Source organism: Gammaproteobacteria bacterium (assembly GCA_028817225.1).
GTDB lineage: Bacteria > Pseudomonadota > Gammaproteobacteria > Poriferisulfidales > Oxydemutatoraceae > Oxydemutator.
In genome coordinates this window covers 1-13,660 of the sequence record JAPPQC010000043.1, presented here as the reverse complement: position 1 = coordinate 13,660, position 13,660 = coordinate 1, and the positions used below count along the sequence as shown (strand labels likewise).

General features: G+C 66.6%; 28 protein-coding genes. All 28 read right to left on the bottom strand.

Annotation, left to right across the window (positions count from 1 at the left end):
• Positions 1-22: 22 nt before the first annotated feature.
• The 28 genes from rplQ to rpsJ all read right to left on the bottom strand — a co-directional run bounded on the left by rplQ (position 23) and on the right by rpsJ (position 13,553).
• Entirely contained in the window at positions 23-418 is a 396-nt protein-coding gene (rplQ, locus tag OXU50_05925) for a 50S ribosomal protein L17 (protein ID MDD9869413.1), read from the bottom strand.
• 13 nt (positions 419-431) lie between these two features.
• Positions 432-1,457 carry a DNA-directed RNA polymerase subunit alpha gene (gene rpoA, locus OXU50_05920; GenBank protein MDD9869412.1) on the bottom strand — a complete coding sequence of 342 codons (1,026 nt, stop codon included), beginning with the start codon at positions 1,455-1,457 and terminating at the stop codon, positions 432-434.
• A gap of 34 nt (positions 1,458-1,491) precedes the next feature.
• Positions 1,492-2,112 carry a 30S ribosomal protein S4 gene (gene rpsD, locus OXU50_05915; GenBank protein ID MDD9869411.1) on the bottom strand — a complete coding sequence of 207 codons (621 nt, stop codon included), beginning with the start codon at positions 2,110-2,112 and terminating at the stop codon, positions 1,492-1,494.
• Between the two features lie 9 nt (positions 2,113-2,121).
• A complete protein-coding gene (rpsK, locus tag OXU50_05910) occupies positions 2,122-2,514 on the bottom strand; it encodes a 30S ribosomal protein S11 (GenBank protein ID MDD9869410.1) in 393 nt (130 codons plus the stop codon).
• Between the two features lie 5 nt (positions 2,515-2,519).
• A complete protein-coding gene (rpsM, locus tag OXU50_05905; GenBank protein ID MDD9869409.1) occupies positions 2,520-2,876 on the bottom strand; it encodes a 30S ribosomal protein S13 in 357 nt (118 codons plus the stop codon).
• Between the two features lie 72 nt (positions 2,877-2,948).
• Entirely contained in the window at positions 2,949-3,062 is a 114-nt protein-coding gene (gene rpmJ / locus OXU50_05900; protein MDD9869408.1) for a 50S ribosomal protein L36, read from the bottom strand.
• Between the two features lies 1 nt (position 3,063).
• A complete protein-coding gene (gene secY / locus OXU50_05895; GenBank protein MDD9869407.1) occupies positions 3,064-4,365 on the bottom strand; it encodes a preprotein translocase subunit SecY in 1,302 nt (433 codons plus the stop codon).
• Positions 4,366-4,399: 34 nt separating this feature from the next.
• Positions 4,400-4,837 (bottom strand): 50S ribosomal protein L15, encoded by a 438-nt coding sequence (gene rplO / locus OXU50_05890; protein ID MDD9869406.1) that lies wholly within the window; start codon positions 4,835-4,837, stop codon positions 4,400-4,402.
• A 28-nt stretch (positions 4,838-4,865) separates the two neighbouring features.
• Complete coding sequence (gene rpmD / locus OXU50_05885) at positions 4,866-5,054, bottom strand: 50S ribosomal protein L30 (GenBank protein MDD9869405.1); 189 nt, start codon at positions 5,052-5,054, stop codon at positions 4,866-4,868.
• Positions 5,036-5,557, bottom strand: a complete 522-nt coding sequence (gene rpsE / locus OXU50_05880) for a 30S ribosomal protein S5 (GenBank protein ID MDD9869404.1) — start codon at positions 5,555-5,557, stop codon at positions 5,036-5,038. Before rpsE ends, rpmD begins: the two co-directional genes overlap by 19 nt.
• A gap of 18 nt (positions 5,558-5,575) precedes the next feature.
• Positions 5,576-5,920 carry a 50S ribosomal protein L18 gene (gene rplR, locus OXU50_05875; protein MDD9869403.1) on the bottom strand — a complete coding sequence of 115 codons (345 nt, stop codon included), beginning with the start codon at positions 5,918-5,920 and terminating at the stop codon, positions 5,576-5,578.
• 24 nt (positions 5,921-5,944) lie between these two features.
• Positions 5,945-6,469, bottom strand: a complete 525-nt coding sequence (gene rplF / locus OXU50_05870) for a 50S ribosomal protein L6 (GenBank protein ID MDD9869402.1) — start codon at positions 6,467-6,469, stop codon at positions 5,945-5,947.
• 4 nt (positions 6,470-6,473) lie between these two features.
• Entirely contained in the window at positions 6,474-6,872 is a 399-nt protein-coding gene (gene rpsH / locus OXU50_05865) for a 30S ribosomal protein S8 (GenBank protein MDD9869401.1), read from the bottom strand.
• Between the two features lie 10 nt (positions 6,873-6,882).
• Positions 6,883-7,188: a 30S ribosomal protein S14 gene (rpsN, locus tag OXU50_05860; protein ID MDD9869400.1), complete on the bottom strand. Its 306-nt coding sequence runs from the start codon at positions 7,186-7,188 to the stop codon at positions 6,883-6,885.
• A gap of 4 nt (positions 7,189-7,192) precedes the next feature.
• Positions 7,193-7,735 (bottom strand): 50S ribosomal protein L5, encoded by a 543-nt coding sequence (rplE, locus tag OXU50_05855; protein ID MDD9869399.1) that lies wholly within the window; start codon positions 7,733-7,735, stop codon positions 7,193-7,195.
• A gap of 1 nt (position 7,736) precedes the next feature.
• Positions 7,737-8,054, bottom strand: a complete 318-nt coding sequence (gene rplX / locus OXU50_05850; GenBank protein MDD9869398.1) for a 50S ribosomal protein L24 — start codon at positions 8,052-8,054, stop codon at positions 7,737-7,739.
• Positions 8,054-8,422, bottom strand: a complete 369-nt coding sequence (gene rplN, locus OXU50_05845; GenBank protein MDD9869397.1) for a 50S ribosomal protein L14 — start codon at positions 8,420-8,422, stop codon at positions 8,054-8,056. Before rplN ends, rplX begins: the two co-directional genes overlap by 1 nt.
• The gene (rpsQ, locus tag OXU50_05840) at positions 8,419-8,700 is read right to left on the bottom strand and encodes a 30S ribosomal protein S17 (GenBank protein MDD9869396.1); all 282 of its coding nucleotides are present in this window, start codon (positions 8,698-8,700) and stop codon (positions 8,419-8,421) included. Before rpsQ ends, rplN begins: the two co-directional genes overlap by 4 nt.
• A 134-nt stretch (positions 8,701-8,834) precedes the next feature.
• The gene (rpmC, locus tag OXU50_05835) at positions 8,835-9,038 is read right to left on the bottom strand and encodes a 50S ribosomal protein L29 (protein ID MDD9869395.1); all 204 of its coding nucleotides are present in this window, start codon (positions 9,036-9,038) and stop codon (positions 8,835-8,837) included.
• Complete coding sequence (gene rplP, locus OXU50_05830; protein MDD9869394.1) at positions 9,038-9,451, bottom strand: 50S ribosomal protein L16; 414 nt, start codon at positions 9,449-9,451, stop codon at positions 9,038-9,040. The genes rpmC and rplP overlap by 1 nt, the downstream gene beginning before the upstream one ends.
• Positions 9,452-9,466: 15 nt before the next feature.
• Entirely contained in the window at positions 9,467-10,192 is a 726-nt protein-coding gene (gene rpsC / locus OXU50_05825) for a 30S ribosomal protein S3 (GenBank protein MDD9869393.1), read from the bottom strand.
• A 7-nt stretch (positions 10,193-10,199) separates the two neighbouring features.
• A complete protein-coding gene (rplV, locus tag OXU50_05820; GenBank protein ID MDD9869392.1) occupies positions 10,200-10,532 on the bottom strand; it encodes a 50S ribosomal protein L22 in 333 nt (110 codons plus the stop codon).
• Positions 10,533-10,544: 12 nt separating this feature from the next.
• On the bottom strand, positions 10,545-10,826 hold the full coding sequence (gene rpsS, locus OXU50_05815; GenBank protein MDD9869391.1) for a 30S ribosomal protein S19: 282 nt from the start codon (positions 10,824-10,826) through the stop codon (positions 10,545-10,547).
• Positions 10,827-10,843: 17 nt separating this feature from the next.
• On the bottom strand, positions 10,844-11,668 hold the full coding sequence (gene rplB, locus OXU50_05810) for a 50S ribosomal protein L2 (GenBank protein ID MDD9869390.1): 825 nt from the start codon (positions 11,666-11,668) through the stop codon (positions 10,844-10,846).
• A gap of 11 nt (positions 11,669-11,679) precedes the next feature.
• Positions 11,680-11,973, bottom strand: coding sequence for a 50S ribosomal protein L23 (rplW, locus tag OXU50_05805; protein ID MDD9869389.1), 294 nt, complete (start codon positions 11,971-11,973; stop codon positions 11,680-11,682).
• Positions 11,974-11,981: 8 nt separating this feature from the next.
• On the bottom strand, positions 11,982-12,584 hold the full coding sequence (gene rplD / locus OXU50_05800) for a 50S ribosomal protein L4 (protein ID MDD9869388.1): 603 nt from the start codon (positions 12,582-12,584) through the stop codon (positions 11,982-11,984).
• Positions 12,580-13,221 carry a 50S ribosomal protein L3 gene (rplC, locus tag OXU50_05795; protein MDD9869387.1) on the bottom strand — a complete coding sequence of 214 codons (642 nt, stop codon included), beginning with the start codon at positions 13,219-13,221 and terminating at the stop codon, positions 12,580-12,582. The genes rplD and rplC overlap by 5 nt, the downstream gene beginning before the upstream one ends.
• A gap of 8 nt (positions 13,222-13,229) precedes the next feature.
• A complete protein-coding gene (rpsJ, locus tag OXU50_05790; GenBank protein MDD9869386.1) occupies positions 13,230-13,553 on the bottom strand; it encodes a 30S ribosomal protein S10 in 324 nt (107 codons plus the stop codon).
• Positions 13,554-13,660 lie beyond the last annotated feature (107 nt).

Genomic DNA, 13,660 nt, shown 5'->3' with positions numbered 1-13,660 from the left:
ACGCCGGCGCGGGCCGGCGCTGTCAGGAGTCTTCGTCGGCGGATTCGGCGGCTTCGGGGGGTTCGCGGCCCACCAGGCTGACATGGCCCATCGGCGCGTTGTCGCCCTTGCGGAAGCCGTGCTTGAGGATGCGAAGATAGCCGCCCGGGCGCTCGCGGTAGTGCGGGCCGAGTTCATCAAACAGTTTGCCGACCGCCTCCTTGTCGCGCAGCGCGCCGAAGGCGCGGCGGCGGGAGGCGACGCTGTCGCTGCCGGCCAGCGTAATCAGCGGCTCGACGACGCGCCGCAGTTCGCGCGCCTTCGCCAGCGTCGTGCGCAGCGTCTCGTGCTTGATCAGCGAAGCCGACAGGTTGGCGAACAAGCGCCTGCGGTGGCTCGCGGTGCGGTTCAGTTTTCTTCCGGCCTTGCGGTGTCTCATCGCCGCCTCCGCGTCAGCCCCGGGCCAGCGGCGACGCCGCCGGCACCGGCGCCGCCGGCAGGTTGGGCGGCGGCCAGCCCTCGATGATCATGCCGAGCGTCAGGTTGTGCTCGGCCAGCACATCCTTGATTTCAATCAGCGATTTCTTGCCGAGGTTCGGGGTTTTCAGCAGTTCCATCTCGGTGCGCTGCACCAGGTCGCCGATGTAATACACCCGCTCCGCTTTCAGGCAGTTGGCCGAGCGCACCGTCAGTTCCAGGTCGTCCACCGGCTTCATGTAAATCGGGTCCACGCCGCCCTTCTCCTGCTCCTCGTCGGCGATGCGGATTTGCTCGAAGTCCACAAACGCCTGCAGTTGCGAGTAGAGGATTGTCGCGGCCTGGCGTATCAGTTCCTCGGCGCCGATGGTGCCGTCGCCCTCGAGTTCAATAATCAGTTTGTCGAGGTCGGTGCGCTCGTCCACGCGCGCGCTCTCGACGCTGTATGTCACGCGCTTGACCGGGCTGAAATTGGCGTCCAGCGGCAGGCGCCCGACCGATTCGCCCTCGTCTTCGTCGTCAACGGCGGCGCGGTGCGCCGACGACGGGCGGTAGCCGCAGCCCTTGCGGATGACCATATCAATGTTGAGCGCGCCCTTGTCCATGACATGGGCGATGACATGGCCCTTGTTCGCAATCTCGACGCTGCCGTCGGTCTCGATGTCGGCGGCGGTCACGATGTGCCTGCCGCTCTTTCGCAGCACCGCCCTGGCCTCGTCCTTGTCGTGCAGCCTGAGGTTCAGCCCCTTCAGGTTCAGCAGGATGTCCACGACATCCTCCTGCACCGACGGAATCGTCGTGTATTCGTGCAAAACCCCCTCGATGCGGGCCTCGACCACGGCGGCGCCCTCGATCGAGGACAGCAGGATGCGGCGCAGCGCGTTGCCGAGCGTGTGGGCGAAGCCGCGCTCCAGCGGTTGCAGCACGACGCGCATCTGCGTATCCGAGACGGTCTGCACATCCACCAGTTGCGGTTTCAGCAGGTTGTTGACATAGTTCACGGGGTGGTTCTCCGGGTTGGCGGCGCTGCCGGGTTTATTTGGAATACAGTTCGACGACGAGGGATTCATTGATTTCCGGCGGCAGTTCGGAGCGTTCCGGGTAGTTCCTGAAGACGCCCGTCATGGCCGCGGCGTCCACCTCGACCCAGTCGGAAAAGCCGATTTGCTCGGCGACCTGGAGCGCGTCGCGTATCCGCAACTGCTTCTTCGCCCGTTCGGTGATGGCGATGACATCGGACGGCTTCACCTGGTACGACGGAATGTTGACGACGCGGTCGTTGACGCTGACGGCCTTGTGGCTGATCAACTGGCGGCACTCGGCGCGGGTCGAGCCGAAGCCCATGCGCCAGACCACATTGTCGAGGCGGCTTTCAAGCATCCGCAGCAGGTTCTCGCCGGTGGCGCCGCGGCGCGACGCCGCCTTCTTGTAGTAGTTGCGGAACTGGCGCTCGAGCACGCCGTACATGCGCCGCAGTTTCTGCTTCTCGCGCAGTTGCAGGCCGTAGTCGGACAGGCGCGAACGGCGGTCGCCGTGCTGCCCCGGCAGCCGCGCCATGTTGCATTTCTCCTCGATCGAGCGGGCGCGGCTCTTGAGCATCAGGTCGGTGCCCTCGCGCCGGCTCAGTTTGCAGGTGGATTCGCGGTATCGCGCCATCGCCCGTCCTCAGATGCGCCGCCGCTTCGGCGGGCGGCAGCCGTTGTGCGGCAGCGGCGTCGTGTCCACCACCCGCGTAATCCGGAAACCGGCGGCGTGCAGCGCGCGTATCGCCGACTCGCGCCCCGGCCCCGGCCCGCGCACATTGACCTCGAGGCTGCGGACGCCGTGCTCGACGGCGGCCTCGCCGGCCTTGCCGGCGGCGACCTGCGCCGCGAACGGCGTGCTCTTGCGCGAGCCGCGAAAACCGGCGGAGCCGGCGCTCGACCAGCACAGCGTGTTGCCCTGCGGGTCGGTGATGGTGACCACCGTGTTGTTGAAGGACGAGTGAATGTGGGCGATGCCTTCGGGGATGTTCTTCTTCGCCTTTTTGCGCCCGGACGATGTGGTTTTTGCCGCCATGCCGCCTACTTCTTGATCGGGCGGCGCGGCCCCTTGCTGGAGCGCGCGTTGGTGCGGGTTCTCTGGCCGCGCACCGGCAGGCCCTGGCGGTGGCGGATGCCGCGGTAGCAGCCGAGGTCTTTCAGGCGCTTGATGTTCAGGTTGACCTCGCGCCGCAGGTCGCCCTCGGTCGTGTAGTTGGCGACTTCGGCGCGCAGTTTTTCAAGCTCGTCCTTGCCGAGGTCCTTGACGCGCACGCCGCCGCCGACGCCGGTTTTGGCGCAAATTTCGCGCGCGCGGGTTCTGCCGATGCCGAAAATGCCGGTCAGGGCGATTTCGGCATGCTTGCGGTCGGCGACATTGATGCCTGCGATTCGTGCCATGTCAGTAATCCAAAACCGGGTATGATAGCGCGTTTTTCGCCAAATCGCCAGCCATAATTGCCACAGCCGCGCTCATCCCTGGCGCTGCTTGTGGCGCGGGTCGGTGCAGATGACCCGCACCACGCCCTTGCGCCGTATCAGTTTGCAGTTGCGGCAGATGCGCTTGACCGATGCCCGGACTTTCATGTCACGGCCCCCGGCGCCTCGCGCCCTTCAGGTTGGCCTTCTTCAGCAGGCCTTCGTACTGCTGCGACAGCAACTGGTTCTGGACCTGCGACATGAAGTCCATGACGACGACGACGATGATCAGCAGCGAGGTGCCGCCGAAATAAAACGGCACATTCCACGACAGAATCAGGAATTCCGGCAGCAGGCAGACCAGCGTGATGTAAATCGCGCCCATCACCGTCAGCCGGCTCAGCACGCGGTCAATGTAGAGCGCGGTCTGGTTGCCGGGGCGGATGCCCGGAATGAAGGCGCCGCCGCGCTTGAGGTTGTCGGCGGTGTCGTTGGCGTCGAACACGATGGCGGTGTAGAAGAAGCAGAAAAAGACGATGGCGAGCGCGTAGAACGCGATGTAGAGCGGCTGCCCCGGCGCCAGCGTGTTGGACAACTGGCCGAGCCAGCCGAGGCCCTCGGCGCGCCCGAACCACTGCCCGAGGGTCGCCGGAAACAGAATGATGCTCGACGCGAAAATCGGCGGAATGACGCCGGCCATGTTCAGTTTCAGCGGCAGGTGGCTCGACGGCGCGGCGTAAATGCGCTGCCCCTGCTGGCGCCGTGCGTAGTTGACGACGAGGCGGCGCTGCCCCTTCTCGGCGAACACGACAAACATCGTGACGGCGATGGCCAGCGCCAGTATCAGCATCACCAGCGGGGTGGACAACTCGCCGGTGTTGGCCAGTTCCAGCGTGCCGCCGGCGGCGGCGGGCAGCCCGGCGACGATGCCGGCGAAGATGATGATTGAGATGCCGTTGCCGATGCCGCGCTCGTTAATCTGCTCGCCCAGCCACATCAGGAACATCGTGCCGGTAACCAGCGACACCGCGGCGGTCAGGATGAAGGTCGGGCCGGTGATGTAGGCGACATTCTGCCCCTGCAGCGCGACGGCGACGCCGATGGCCTGGAAGGTGGCGAGGCCGACGGTGCCGTAGCGGGTGTATTTCATGATGACGCGGCGGCCCTGCTCGCCCTCTTTCTTCAGTTCTTTCAGCGACGGCACAATCGCCGTCATCAACTGCATGATGATGGCCGACGAGATGTACGGCATCACGCCGAGCGCGAAGATGCTGAGGCGCTCGAGCGCGCCGCCGGAAAACATGTTGAACATCGCCAGTATCGTGCCGCTCTGCTGCTCGAAGAACTGCGCCATCTGCACCGGGTCCACGCCGGGCACCGGAATGAAACTGCCGAGCCGGAACAGCACCAGCGCCAGCAGCACGAAACCGATGCGCTTTCGCAATTCGGTGAAGCGCCCGGCGCCGGCCATGCTGGCGATGCTGGAAGCCGTCGTCGCCACCGCCCTATTCCTCCTCGACCTTGCCGCCGGCGGCCTCGACCGCCTTGCGCGCGTTCGCCGTCACGGCGAGGCCGCGCAGCACGACGGGCCGCTTGATCTCGCCCGACAGGATGACCTTGATGCGCTTCGCGCCGCGCGGCGCCAGTTTTTCGCCGACCAGGACCTCGCGGTCGAAGGTCTTGATGTCGCCGAGCGCGTCCAGACTCCCGAGGCGCACCTCGGCGTTCAGGCGGCTCTTCGCGCTGCGGAAGCCGATTTTCGGCAGGCGGCGCTGTATCGGCATCTGCCCGCCCTCAAAGCCGACCTTGTGGTAGCCGCCGGAACGCGACTTCTGGCCCTTGACGCCGCGCCCGCAGGTCGTGCCGTGACCCGAGCCGTTGCCGCGCCCGACGCGCTTGCGCGGGCGGCGCCAGCCGCCGCGCGACAGTTCATCAAGCCGCAGGCCGCGCTGCATGCCTTCGGGCAGCCGCTCACGCATCGTCTTCGACCTTCAGCAGGTACGGGATTTTGGCGATCATGCCGCGGTTTTCCGGCGTGTCGGCGACGCGCGCGCTGCTGTGCGTGCGGCGCAGGCCGAGGCCGCGCGCGCACGCCTTGTGCTTGCGAAGGCGCCCGCTCAGACTCCTGACCAGCGTTACTTTCAGGTGTCCGGACGCCATTGCGTAATCTCCTCGACGCTCTTGCCGCGGCGCGCGGCAATCTGCCGCGGCGACTGCATCTTTTGCAGGCCCTCAAAGGTCGCGTTGACCATGTTGATCGGGTTTCTCGAACCGAGGCACTTGGCCAGCACATTGTGCACGCCGAGCACCTCGAACACCGCCCGCATCGGGCCGCCGGCGATGATGCCGGTGCCCTCGGAGGCCGGCGACATGTACACGCGGGAGGCGCCGTGCCTGCCAATCAGCGGGTAGAACAGCGTGCCGTTGTTGAGCGGCACCTCGACCATCCGCTTGCGCGCGGCCTCCATCGCCTTCTGGATTGCGACCGGCACCTCGCGCGCCTTGCCGTAGCCGATGCCGGCCTTGCCGTTGCCGTCGCCGACAACGGTCAGCGCGGTGAAGCCGAACTGGCGCCCGCCCTTGACGACCTTGGCGACGCGGTTGATGGCGACCAGTTTCTCGAGCAGGCCGTCGGTCAATTCCGCTTTTTCAACGTTGGACATCGTTCTCCTTTCCCTTGTTCAGAATTGCAGCCCGCCGGCGCGCGCGGCCTCGGCCAGCAGTTTGATGCGCCCGTGGTAACTGAAGCCGGAGCGGTCGAAGGCCACTTCGCGGATTCCCTTCTTCAGCGCGCGTTCGGCGATGGCCGCGCCGATGCGCCCGGCGGCGTCTTTGCGCCCGCCGTCGCCGGCCAGGCCGCGCTCAAGCGTGGACGCGCACGCCAGCGTGTCGGCGCCGTCCGGCGCGATGATCTGCGCGTACAGGTGGCGCGGCGTGCGGTGCACGCACAGCCGGTGGGCGCCGCAGCGGCGGATGCGGTTCCTGGTCTTGCGCGTGCGCCTCAACCGGGCGGTCTTCTTGTTCATCATCGTGTTCCTTTCGCCGGCGTGTTATTTCTTCTTCGCTTCCTTGCGGCGGACCTGCTCGCCGGCATAGCGCACGCCCTTGCCCTTGTACGGTTCGGGCGCCCTCAGCGCGCGAATCTCGGCGGCGACCTGCCCGACTTTCTGCTTGTCCACGCCCTCGACGACGATTTCCGTCTGGCTCGGGGTCTGGATGGTCACGCTGTCGTCAAACGCGTACTCGACCGGGTGCGAATAGCCCAGTTGCAGGTTGAGGCGCCCGCCCTGCATCTGCGCGCGGTAGCCGACGCCCTGCAATTCCAGTTTGCGCCGGAAACCCTCGCTGACGCCGGTCATCAGGTTGCCGACGAGCGAGCGCATCGTGCCGGCCATCGCCATGCCGCCGGCGGCGGCGCCGAACTCGATGCAGTCGCCGTTGCGCTCGAACGAGACGAGGTCGTGGACGGCGACGCTGCCCTCGCCCTTCGGCCCGCTGGCGCGGACAGTGCGGCCCTCGATGGCGACCTGGACGCCGTCGGGAATGGCCACCGGTTTTTTCGCGATTCTCGACACCGGCCTACTCCACCACGCAGATGATCTCGCCGCCGTGGCGCGCGGCCTTGGCCTGGCGCCCGCTCATGACGCCCCTGGAGGTGGCGATGATGACGGTGCCGGCGCCGCCGAGCACGACCGGCAGGTCGTCCACGCCGCGGTACACCCGCAGGCCCGGCCTGCTGACGCGCCGTATTGAAGAGATGACCGGCTTGCCCTCGTAATAGCGCAGCGTGATTTTAAGGCGACGGTGGCCGCCGTCGCCGTCGCCGGTGCTGTAATCGGCGATGTAGCCTTCCTCGCGCAGCGTCTTCGCAATCGCCGCCTTCATCTTCGAGGCCGGCATCTCCACCGCCGGCAGGCCGGCGCCCTGCGCGTTGCGGATGCGCGTCAGCATGTCCGCCACCGGATCGCTCATGCTCATTCGCCCGCCCTCACCAACTGGATTTGACGAGGCCGGGGATGTAGCCCAGCATCGCGTATTCGCGGAGTTTGTTGCGGCCAAGGCCGAACTTGCGGTAATAACCCTTGGGCCTGCCGGTTACATGGCAGCGGTTTCGCAGGCGGCACGGGCTGGCGTTGCGCGGCAGCTTTTGCAGTTGCGCGATGACGCGCATCCGCTCGTCGTAATCGGCGGCGGGGTTTTTCAGCGCGGCCTTCAGCGCGAGGCGCTTGCGGCGCAGCCGGGCGACGGTCTTGCGCCGCTTCTTTTCTCTTTCAATCATGCAGGCTTTTGCCATGTCTTCAGTCCCTGAACGGAAAGTTCATTGCCGCCAGCAAATGGCCGGCTTCCTCGTCGGACGCGGTGCTGGTGGTGATGGCGATGTCCAGCCCGCGCAACTGGTCCACCTTGTCGTAGTCTATCTCCGGGAACACAATCTGCTCGCGGACGCCGATGGTCAGGTTGCCGCGCCCATCAAAGGACTTGCGGCTGAGGCCGCGAAAGTCGCGGATGCGCGGAATCGCGATGTTGACGAGGCGCTCGAAGAAACCGTACATCCTGGCGCGGCGCAGCGTGACGCGGCAGCCGATTGGCCAGCCGTCGCGGATGCCGAAGCCGGCGATGGACTTGCGCGCGCGCGTGACCGACGGCTGCTGCCCCGAAATCAGCGCCAGTTCCTTCATCGCCGCGGCCAGCACGGCGCGCTCGCGCGCCGCCATGCCGAGGCCCATGTTCAGCGTGATCTTGACGAGGCGCGGCGTCTGCATCGGGTTGGCGTGGCCCAGTTGCTTCATCAGGCGCGCGGCGGTCTCCTTTTTCCAGGTTTTTTCCAGTTGTGTTTCCATGTCAGGCAACCTCCTTGCCGCCGGACTTGAAATAGCGCGTCTTGCGCCCGTCGTCGCCGGCCCTGAAACCGACGCGCCCGCCCCTGCCGGTCTCGGGGTTGAACAGCATCACATTGGAGGCGTCGAGCAGGCGCTCCTGCTCGACGATGCCGCCGGCCTCGCCGGTGTTCGGGTTGGGGCGCACCGTCTTCTTGACGATGTTGATGTTCTCGACCAGCACCTTGCCGTCCGCCGGCGACACCCGCAGCACCCTGCCACGGCGCCCCTTGTCGCGCCCGGCGATGACGACGACCTCGTCGCCCTTGCGTATCCTGTTCATCACAGAACCTCCGGCGCCAGCGAGATGATTTTCATGAAGCGCCCGGTGCGCAACTCGCGCGTCACCGGGCCGAAGATGCGGGTGCCGATGACCTGCAACTGGGTGTTCAGCAGCACCGCGGCGTTGTTGTCGAAGCGAATCAGCGAGCCGTCGCCGCGGCGCACGCCCTTGCACGAGCGCACCACGACGGCGTTGTACACCTCGCCCTTGCGGACCTGGCTGCGCGGGATGGCGTCCTTGACGCTGACCTTGATGATGTCGCCGATGTTGGCGTAGCGGCGGCGCGACCCGCCCAGCACCTTGATGCACTGGAGTTTGCGGGCGCCGCTGTTGTCGGCCACATTCAGCAGTGTCTGCATCTGGATCATGACGGCCCGCCCTGCGGCGCCCTCTTGACGACCTCGACGAGGCGCCACGATTTGAATTTCGACAGCGGCCGGCACGAGGCGACGGTTACGATGTCGCCGATGCGGCCCTCGTTGTCCTCGTCGTGCGCCTTGAGTTTGGAACTGCGGGTGATGTATTTGCCGTACACCGGGTGCGGGAAGCGGCGCCGCACCAGCACCGTGACGGTCTTGTCCATGCGGTCGCTGACGACGCTGCCGGTCAGCGTGCGCTGTTCGCCTTTGGGCGCGTTGTTTTCCATGTTGCCTTCGCCCGCGTTGCTTTCACGCACGCCGCCTTCCACGCCGCCTTCGCCCGCGTTGCTTTCGCGCATGTTGCCTTCGCCCGCGCTGCTTTCGCGCACGCCGCCTTCCTGCAAGTTGCCTTCCTGCGTGCTCACGACGCCGCCTCTCCGGTCATGCGCTCTCTCAGCACGGTCTTGATGCGCGCGATGTCGCGCCGCAGCGTGCGGAAACGGTGCGGGTTTCTGGTCTGCTGGCTCTTGCCCTGCAGGCCGAGTTTGAAGCGCGCCTCGGTCAATTCCTGCAATTCGCGGTGCAACGCCTCTTCGTCCTTGTCCCTGAGTTCCTTCGCCTTCATCACATCATTCCTCTGGCGACGAACGCCGTCTTGACCGACAGTTTGGCGCCGGCCAGCCGGAACGCCGCGCGCGCGACCTCCTCGCTGACGCCCTCGATTTCATACAGCACCTTGCCGGGCTGCACCGGCGCGACCCAGTACTCAACATTGCCCTTGCCCTTGCCCTGGCGCACCTCCAGCGGCTTCTTGGTAATCGGCTTGTCCGGGAAGATGCGAATCCATATCTTGCCGCCGCGCTTGACATAGCGGGTCATCGCGCGGCGCGCGGCCTCGATCTGGCGCGCGGTGATGCGCCCGCGCGTCGTCGCCTTCATCGCGTACTCGCCGAAACTGACCTTGTTGCCGTTGACGGCGAGGCCGCGGTTGCGGCCCTTGTGCTGTTTGCGGTAGCGGGTTTTTTTCGGTTGCAGCATCGTCGTCTCCCGTCCTCAGGCCGCCGCCGGTTTTGCCGGGCGCGGCGGGCGCGGCGGGCGCGGCGGTTTCGCCGGGCGCGCCGGTTTGGCGGCGGCGCCGTCAATCGGCGCCGCGTCGCCGCCGTAAATCCAGACCTTGACGCCGATGATGCCGTAGGTCGTGCGCGCCTCGGTGAAGCCGTAGTCAATGCGCGCCGACAGCGTGTGCAGCGGAACGCGGCCCTCGTGGTACCACTCGGAACGCGCAATCTCGGCGCCGTTGAGGCGCCCGGCGACCGCGATCTTGATGCCCTGCGCGCCGAGGCGCATCGCGTTTTGCACCGCGCGCTTCATCGCGCGCCGGAACATGATGCGCCGCTCCAGTTGGCGGGCGACGCTTTCGGCGACCAGCGCCGCGTCCATCTCCGGCTTGCGGATTTCCTCGATGTTCAACTGCACGCTGCCGAGCGCCAGTTCCATGCGCCGCGCAATCTCGCGCCGCAGCGCCTCGATGTCCTCGCCCTTCTTGCCGATGACGATGCCGGGGCGCGCGGTGTGGATGATGATGCGCGCGGCGCCGGCGGGGCGCTCGATCTGGATGTGGCTGACCGAGGCGTGCGCCAGTTTGCGTTGCAGGTATTCGCGTATCTCGAGGTCGCTGTGGAGTATCCTCGCGTAGTCGCCGCGTTCGGCGAGCCAGCGCGACGACCAGTCGGTTACGATGCCCAGCCGGAAACCCGTCGGATGAACTTTCTGGCCCATGCCGTCCTCAGGCGTCGCTCAGCACCAGGCCGATGTGGCTGGTGCGCTTGATGATGGCCGAGGCGCGGCCCTTCGCGCGCGGGCGGAAACGCTTCATCACCGGGCCTTCGTCCACGGTGATGCGTTTGATTTTGAGTTCGTCAATGTCGGCGCCCTCGTTGTTCTCGGCGTTGGCGATGGCCGACTCCAGCACCTTCAGCACATAAAACGCCGGGCGCGTCCTGCCGAAGCGCAGCAGTTCAAGCGCGTCGCCGACGGCCAGCCCGCGGACGCGGTCCACGACGAGGCGGCACTTGCGCGCCGACACGCGGCAGGCCCTCAATCTGGCGGAAACTTCCATCACCGCCACCGCTCAGGCCGCGCCCTTGACCTTGCGGTCGCCGGAATGCTGTTTGAAGGTGCGCGTCGGCGCGAATTCGCCCAGTTTGTGCCCGACCATCTGCTCGTTGATGTGAATCGGCATGTGGTTGCGCCCGTTGTGCACGGCGATTGTCAGCCCGACCATGTCGGGCACGACCATCGAGCGCCGCGACCAGGTCTTGATCGGCTTCTTGTCCCTTGATTCCAGCGCTTTCAGCACTTTCTTCATCAGGTGGTCGTCAACAAACGGACCTTTATTGAGTGAACGGGCCATGTTTTTGCGTCATCCTGTCATCGTTTCTTGCGGCGCACGATAAAGCGCTCGGTCGCCTTGTTGCTGCGCGTCTTGCAGCCCTTGGTCGGCCTGCCCCACGGCGTCACCGGGTGCCTGCCGCCCGAGGTCTTGCCCTCGCCGCCGCCGTGCGGGTGGTCCACCGGGTTCATCGCGACGCCGCGCACCGTCGGGCGCACGCCGCGCCAGCGCTTCGCGCCGGCCTTGCCCAGTTTGACCAGGTTGTGTTCGTTGTTGCCGACTTCGCCGATGGTCGCGCGGCACGAATCCGGCACCCGGCGCATCTCGCCGGAGCGCAGCCGCAGCGTGGCGAAGCCGCCCTCGCGCGCGATGTACTGCGCCATTGTACCCGCACTGCGCGCGATTTGCGCGCCCTTGCCCGGTTTCAACTCAATGCAGTGGACGACGGCGCCCATCGGCATGTTCGCCAGCGGCATCGCGTTGCCGGTCTTGACCGGCGCGGCGGCGCCGGAAACCAGCCGCTCGCCCGGCTTGAGGCCGGCGGGGGCGATGATGTATCTGCGCTCGCCGTCGTCGTACACCAGCAGCGCGATGCGGGCGCTGCGGTTGGGGTCGTATTCAATGCGCTCGACGCGGCACGCCACATCGTCCTTGGCGCGTTTGAAGTCCATCACGCGGTAGCGCCGCTTGTGGCCGCCGCCCTTGTGGCGCACGGTGATGCGCCCGCGGTTGTTGCGCCCGCCGCCGCCGGTTTTCTTTTGCAGCAGCGGGCGGTGGCCGCCGCCCTTGTGCAGTTCGCCGCGGTCGAGGCTGACGATGAAGCGCCTGCTCGGCGTCGTCGGTTTGGATTTGATGACCGTCATCTTCGCACGCCTCAGTCCGAACCGGTCAGGTTGATGCTGTAGCCGGGTTGCAGCGCGACATAGGCCTTCTTCCAGTTGACGCGGCGTCCGCGGCGGCGCCCGGCGCCCTTGCGCTTGCCCTTGACATTCAGCAGGTTGACCTTTTTGACCTTGACATCGAAGCAGGTCTCGACGGCCCGGCGCACCTCGTTGCGGGTCGCGCCCGGCAGCACCCGGAACACATGCTGGTTGGCGACCATCGCGTTGGTGGATTTCTCCGAGACATGCGGCGCCACGATGACCTTGCGCGCCTTCTCGGTCGGCAGCGTCACTTTCATGCCAGCCACTCCTGGATTTTCTCGACGGCGCCGCGCGCCGCCAGCACATGGCCGAAGCGCAGCAGGTTGACCGGGTCGAGGCGGGTCGCGGGCAGCACGCCGACGCCCGGCAGGTTGTTGGCGGCGAGCACGAGGTTTTCGTCGGGTTCGGGCGTCACAATCAGCACCGATTCAAAGTCGTAGTCACGCAGTTTGCCGGCCAGCAGCCTGGTCTTCGGCTCGGCCACGGTCAGTTCCTCGACGATGTGCAAACAGCCGCGGCGGTACAGTTCCGACAGCAGCGAGCGCAGCGCGCCGCGGTACATCTTGCGGTTGACCTTTTTGGCGAAGTTGCGCGGGCGCGCGGCGAAGGCGCGTCCGCCGCCGCGCCACAGCGGGCTGCGGTTGCTGCCGGCGCGGGCGTTGCCGGTTCCCTTCTGGCGCCACGGCTTGCGCCCGCCGCCGGCGACATCCGAGCGGCTTTTCTGCGCGCGCGTGCCGCTGCGCGCGCCGGCCAGGAACGCGACGACCGCCTGGTGCACCAGCGCCTCGTTGTAGTCGCTGTCAAACACGCCTTCGGCGACCTTCATCGAGCCGCCGCCGTCCAGCCGCAGTTCAATCATCGGCCCCTTCCATGCGGCGGTGCACGACGACGGTGTTGCCGCGGCTGCCGGCCACCGCCCCCTTAATCAGCAGCAGTTCCTTTTCGCTGTCCACGCGCACCACTTCCAGGTTGCGCGTCGTCACGCGCGCGGCGCCCATCTGCCCCGGCATTTTCTTGCCCTTGAACACGCGCCCCGGCATCTGGCACTGGCCGACCGAGCCCAGCGCGCGGTGCGCCAGCGAGTTGCCGTGGCTGGCGTCCTGGCTGCGGAAACCGTGGCGCTTGATGGCGCCGGCGAAACCCTTGCCCTGGCTGACGCCGGTGACGCTGACCTTGTGCCCCGCCTCGAAGATGTCCACGCCGATGGTGTCGCCGACCTGCTTCAGGTCGTCCTCGCCGACGCGGAACTCGCGGATGACATCGCCGGCCTCGACGCCGGCTTTTTTCAGGTGCCCGGCCAGCGGCTTCGCCACCCGCGACGGCTTGCGTTGGCCGGCGGTCAGCTGCATCGCGCGGTAGCCGTCGTTCTCGACGGTCTTGACCTGGGCGACGCGGTTGGCGGGCGCGTGCACGACCGTCACCGCGACCGAGCGCCCGTCTTCCGAGAAAACGCGGGTCATGCCGACTTTTTTGCCTATCAATCCGAGCGCCATCGCCTGCCTCAATTCAACTTGATCTGCACATTGACGCCCGCCGCGAGGTCGAGTTTCATCAGCGCGTCCACCGTTTTTTCGGTCGGGTCGAGGATGTCAATGATGCGTTTGTGGGTGCGGATTTCATACTGGTCGCGCGCGTCCTTGTCCACATGCGGCGAAATCAGCACGGTGAAGCGCTCGATGCGGGTCGGCAACGGAATCGGCCCCTTGATGCGGGCGCCGGTGCGCCGCGCCGTCTCGATGATCTCGTGCACCGACTTGTCGAGCAGGCGGTAATCGAACGCTTTCAGGCGTATCCGTATTCTCTGGCTGGTTTGTTGTGGTTCCATGTCTCAATGCCGCCGTGTTGCCGTTGCCTCGCCGTGTTGCCGCGCCGCGGCGTTATTTGACGACCTTCGTCACGACGCCGGCGCCCACCGTGTGGCCGCCCTCGCGA

Bases quoted from the DNA above. Each gene is read 5' to 3' on its own strand.
- secY (MDD9869407.1), bottom strand. From the start codon at position 4,365: ATGGCCGGCGCCGGGCGCTTCACCGAATTGCGAAAGCGCATCGGTTTC.
- rpmC (MDD9869395.1), bottom strand. From the start codon at position 9,038: ATGAAGGCGAAGGAACTCAGGGACAAGGACGAAGAGGCGTTGCACCGC.
- rplX (MDD9869398.1), bottom strand. From the start codon at position 8,054: ATGAACAGGATACGCAAGGGCGACGAGGTCGTCGTCATCGCCGGGCGC.
- rpsE (MDD9869404.1), bottom strand. From the start codon at position 5,557: ATGTCCAACGTTGAAAAAGCGGAATTGACCGACGGCCTGCTCGAGAAA.
- rpsJ (MDD9869386.1), bottom strand. From the start codon at position 13,553: ATGGAACCACAACAAACCAGCCAGAGAATACGGATACGCCTGAAAGCG.
- rplB (MDD9869390.1), bottom strand. From the start codon at position 11,668: ATGACGGTCATCAAATCCAAACCGACGACGCCGAGCAGGCGCTTCATC.
- rpsD (MDD9869411.1), bottom strand. From the start codon at position 2,112: ATGGCGCGATACCGCGAATCCACCTGCAAACTGAGCCGGCGCGAGGGC.
- rpsN (MDD9869400.1), bottom strand. From the start codon at position 7,188: ATGGCAAAAGCCTGCATGATTGAAAGAGAAAAGAAGCGGCGCAAGACC.
- rpsK (MDD9869410.1), bottom strand. From the start codon at position 2,514: ATGGCGGCAAAAACCACATCGTCCGGGCGCAAAAAGGCGAAGAAGAAC.
- rplE (MDD9869399.1), bottom strand. From the start codon at position 7,735: ATGGAAACACAACTGGAAAAAACCTGGAAAAAGGAGACCGCCGCGCGC.
- rplV (MDD9869392.1), bottom strand. From the start codon at position 10,532: ATGGAAGTTTCCGCCAGATTGAGGGCCTGCCGCGTGTCGGCGCGCAAG.
- rplQ (MDD9869413.1), bottom strand. From the start codon at position 418: ATGAGACACCGCAAGGCCGGAAGAAAACTGAACCGCACCGCGAGCCAC.
- rplP (MDD9869394.1), bottom strand. From the start codon at position 9,451: ATGCTGCAACCGAAAAAAACCCGCTACCGCAAACAGCACAAGGGCCGC.
- rpsC (MDD9869393.1), bottom strand. From the start codon at position 10,192: ATGGGCCAGAAAGTTCATCCGACGGGTTTCCGGCTGGGCATCGTAACC.
- rpmD (MDD9869405.1), bottom strand. From the start codon at position 5,054: ATGGCGTCCGGACACCTGAAAGTAACGCTGGTCAGGAGTCTGAGCGGG.
- rpsH (MDD9869401.1), bottom strand. From the start codon at position 6,872: ATGAGCATGAGCGATCCGGTGGCGGACATGCTGACGCGCATCCGCAAC.
- rplR (MDD9869403.1), bottom strand. From the start codon at position 5,920: ATGAACAAGAAGACCGCCCGGTTGAGGCGCACGCGCAAGACCAGGAAC.
- rplN (MDD9869397.1), bottom strand. From the start codon at position 8,422: ATGATCCAGATGCAGACACTGCTGAATGTGGCCGACAACAGCGGCGCC.
- rpsS (MDD9869391.1), bottom strand. From the start codon at position 10,826: ATGGCCCGTTCACTCAATAAAGGTCCGTTTGTTGACGACCACCTGATG.
- rpsM (MDD9869409.1), bottom strand. From the start codon at position 2,876: ATGGCACGAATCGCAGGCATCAATGTCGCCGACCGCAAGCATGCCGAA.
- rpsQ (MDD9869396.1), bottom strand. From the start codon at position 8,700: ATGGAAAACAACGCGCCCAAAGGCGAACAGCGCACGCTGACCGGCAGC.
- rpmJ (MDD9869408.1), bottom strand. From the start codon at position 3,062: ATGAAAGTCCGGGCATCGGTCAAGCGCATCTGCCGCAACTGCAAACTG.
- rplC (MDD9869387.1), bottom strand. From the start codon at position 13,221: ATGGCGCTCGGATTGATAGGCAAAAAAGTCGGCATGACCCGCGTTTTC.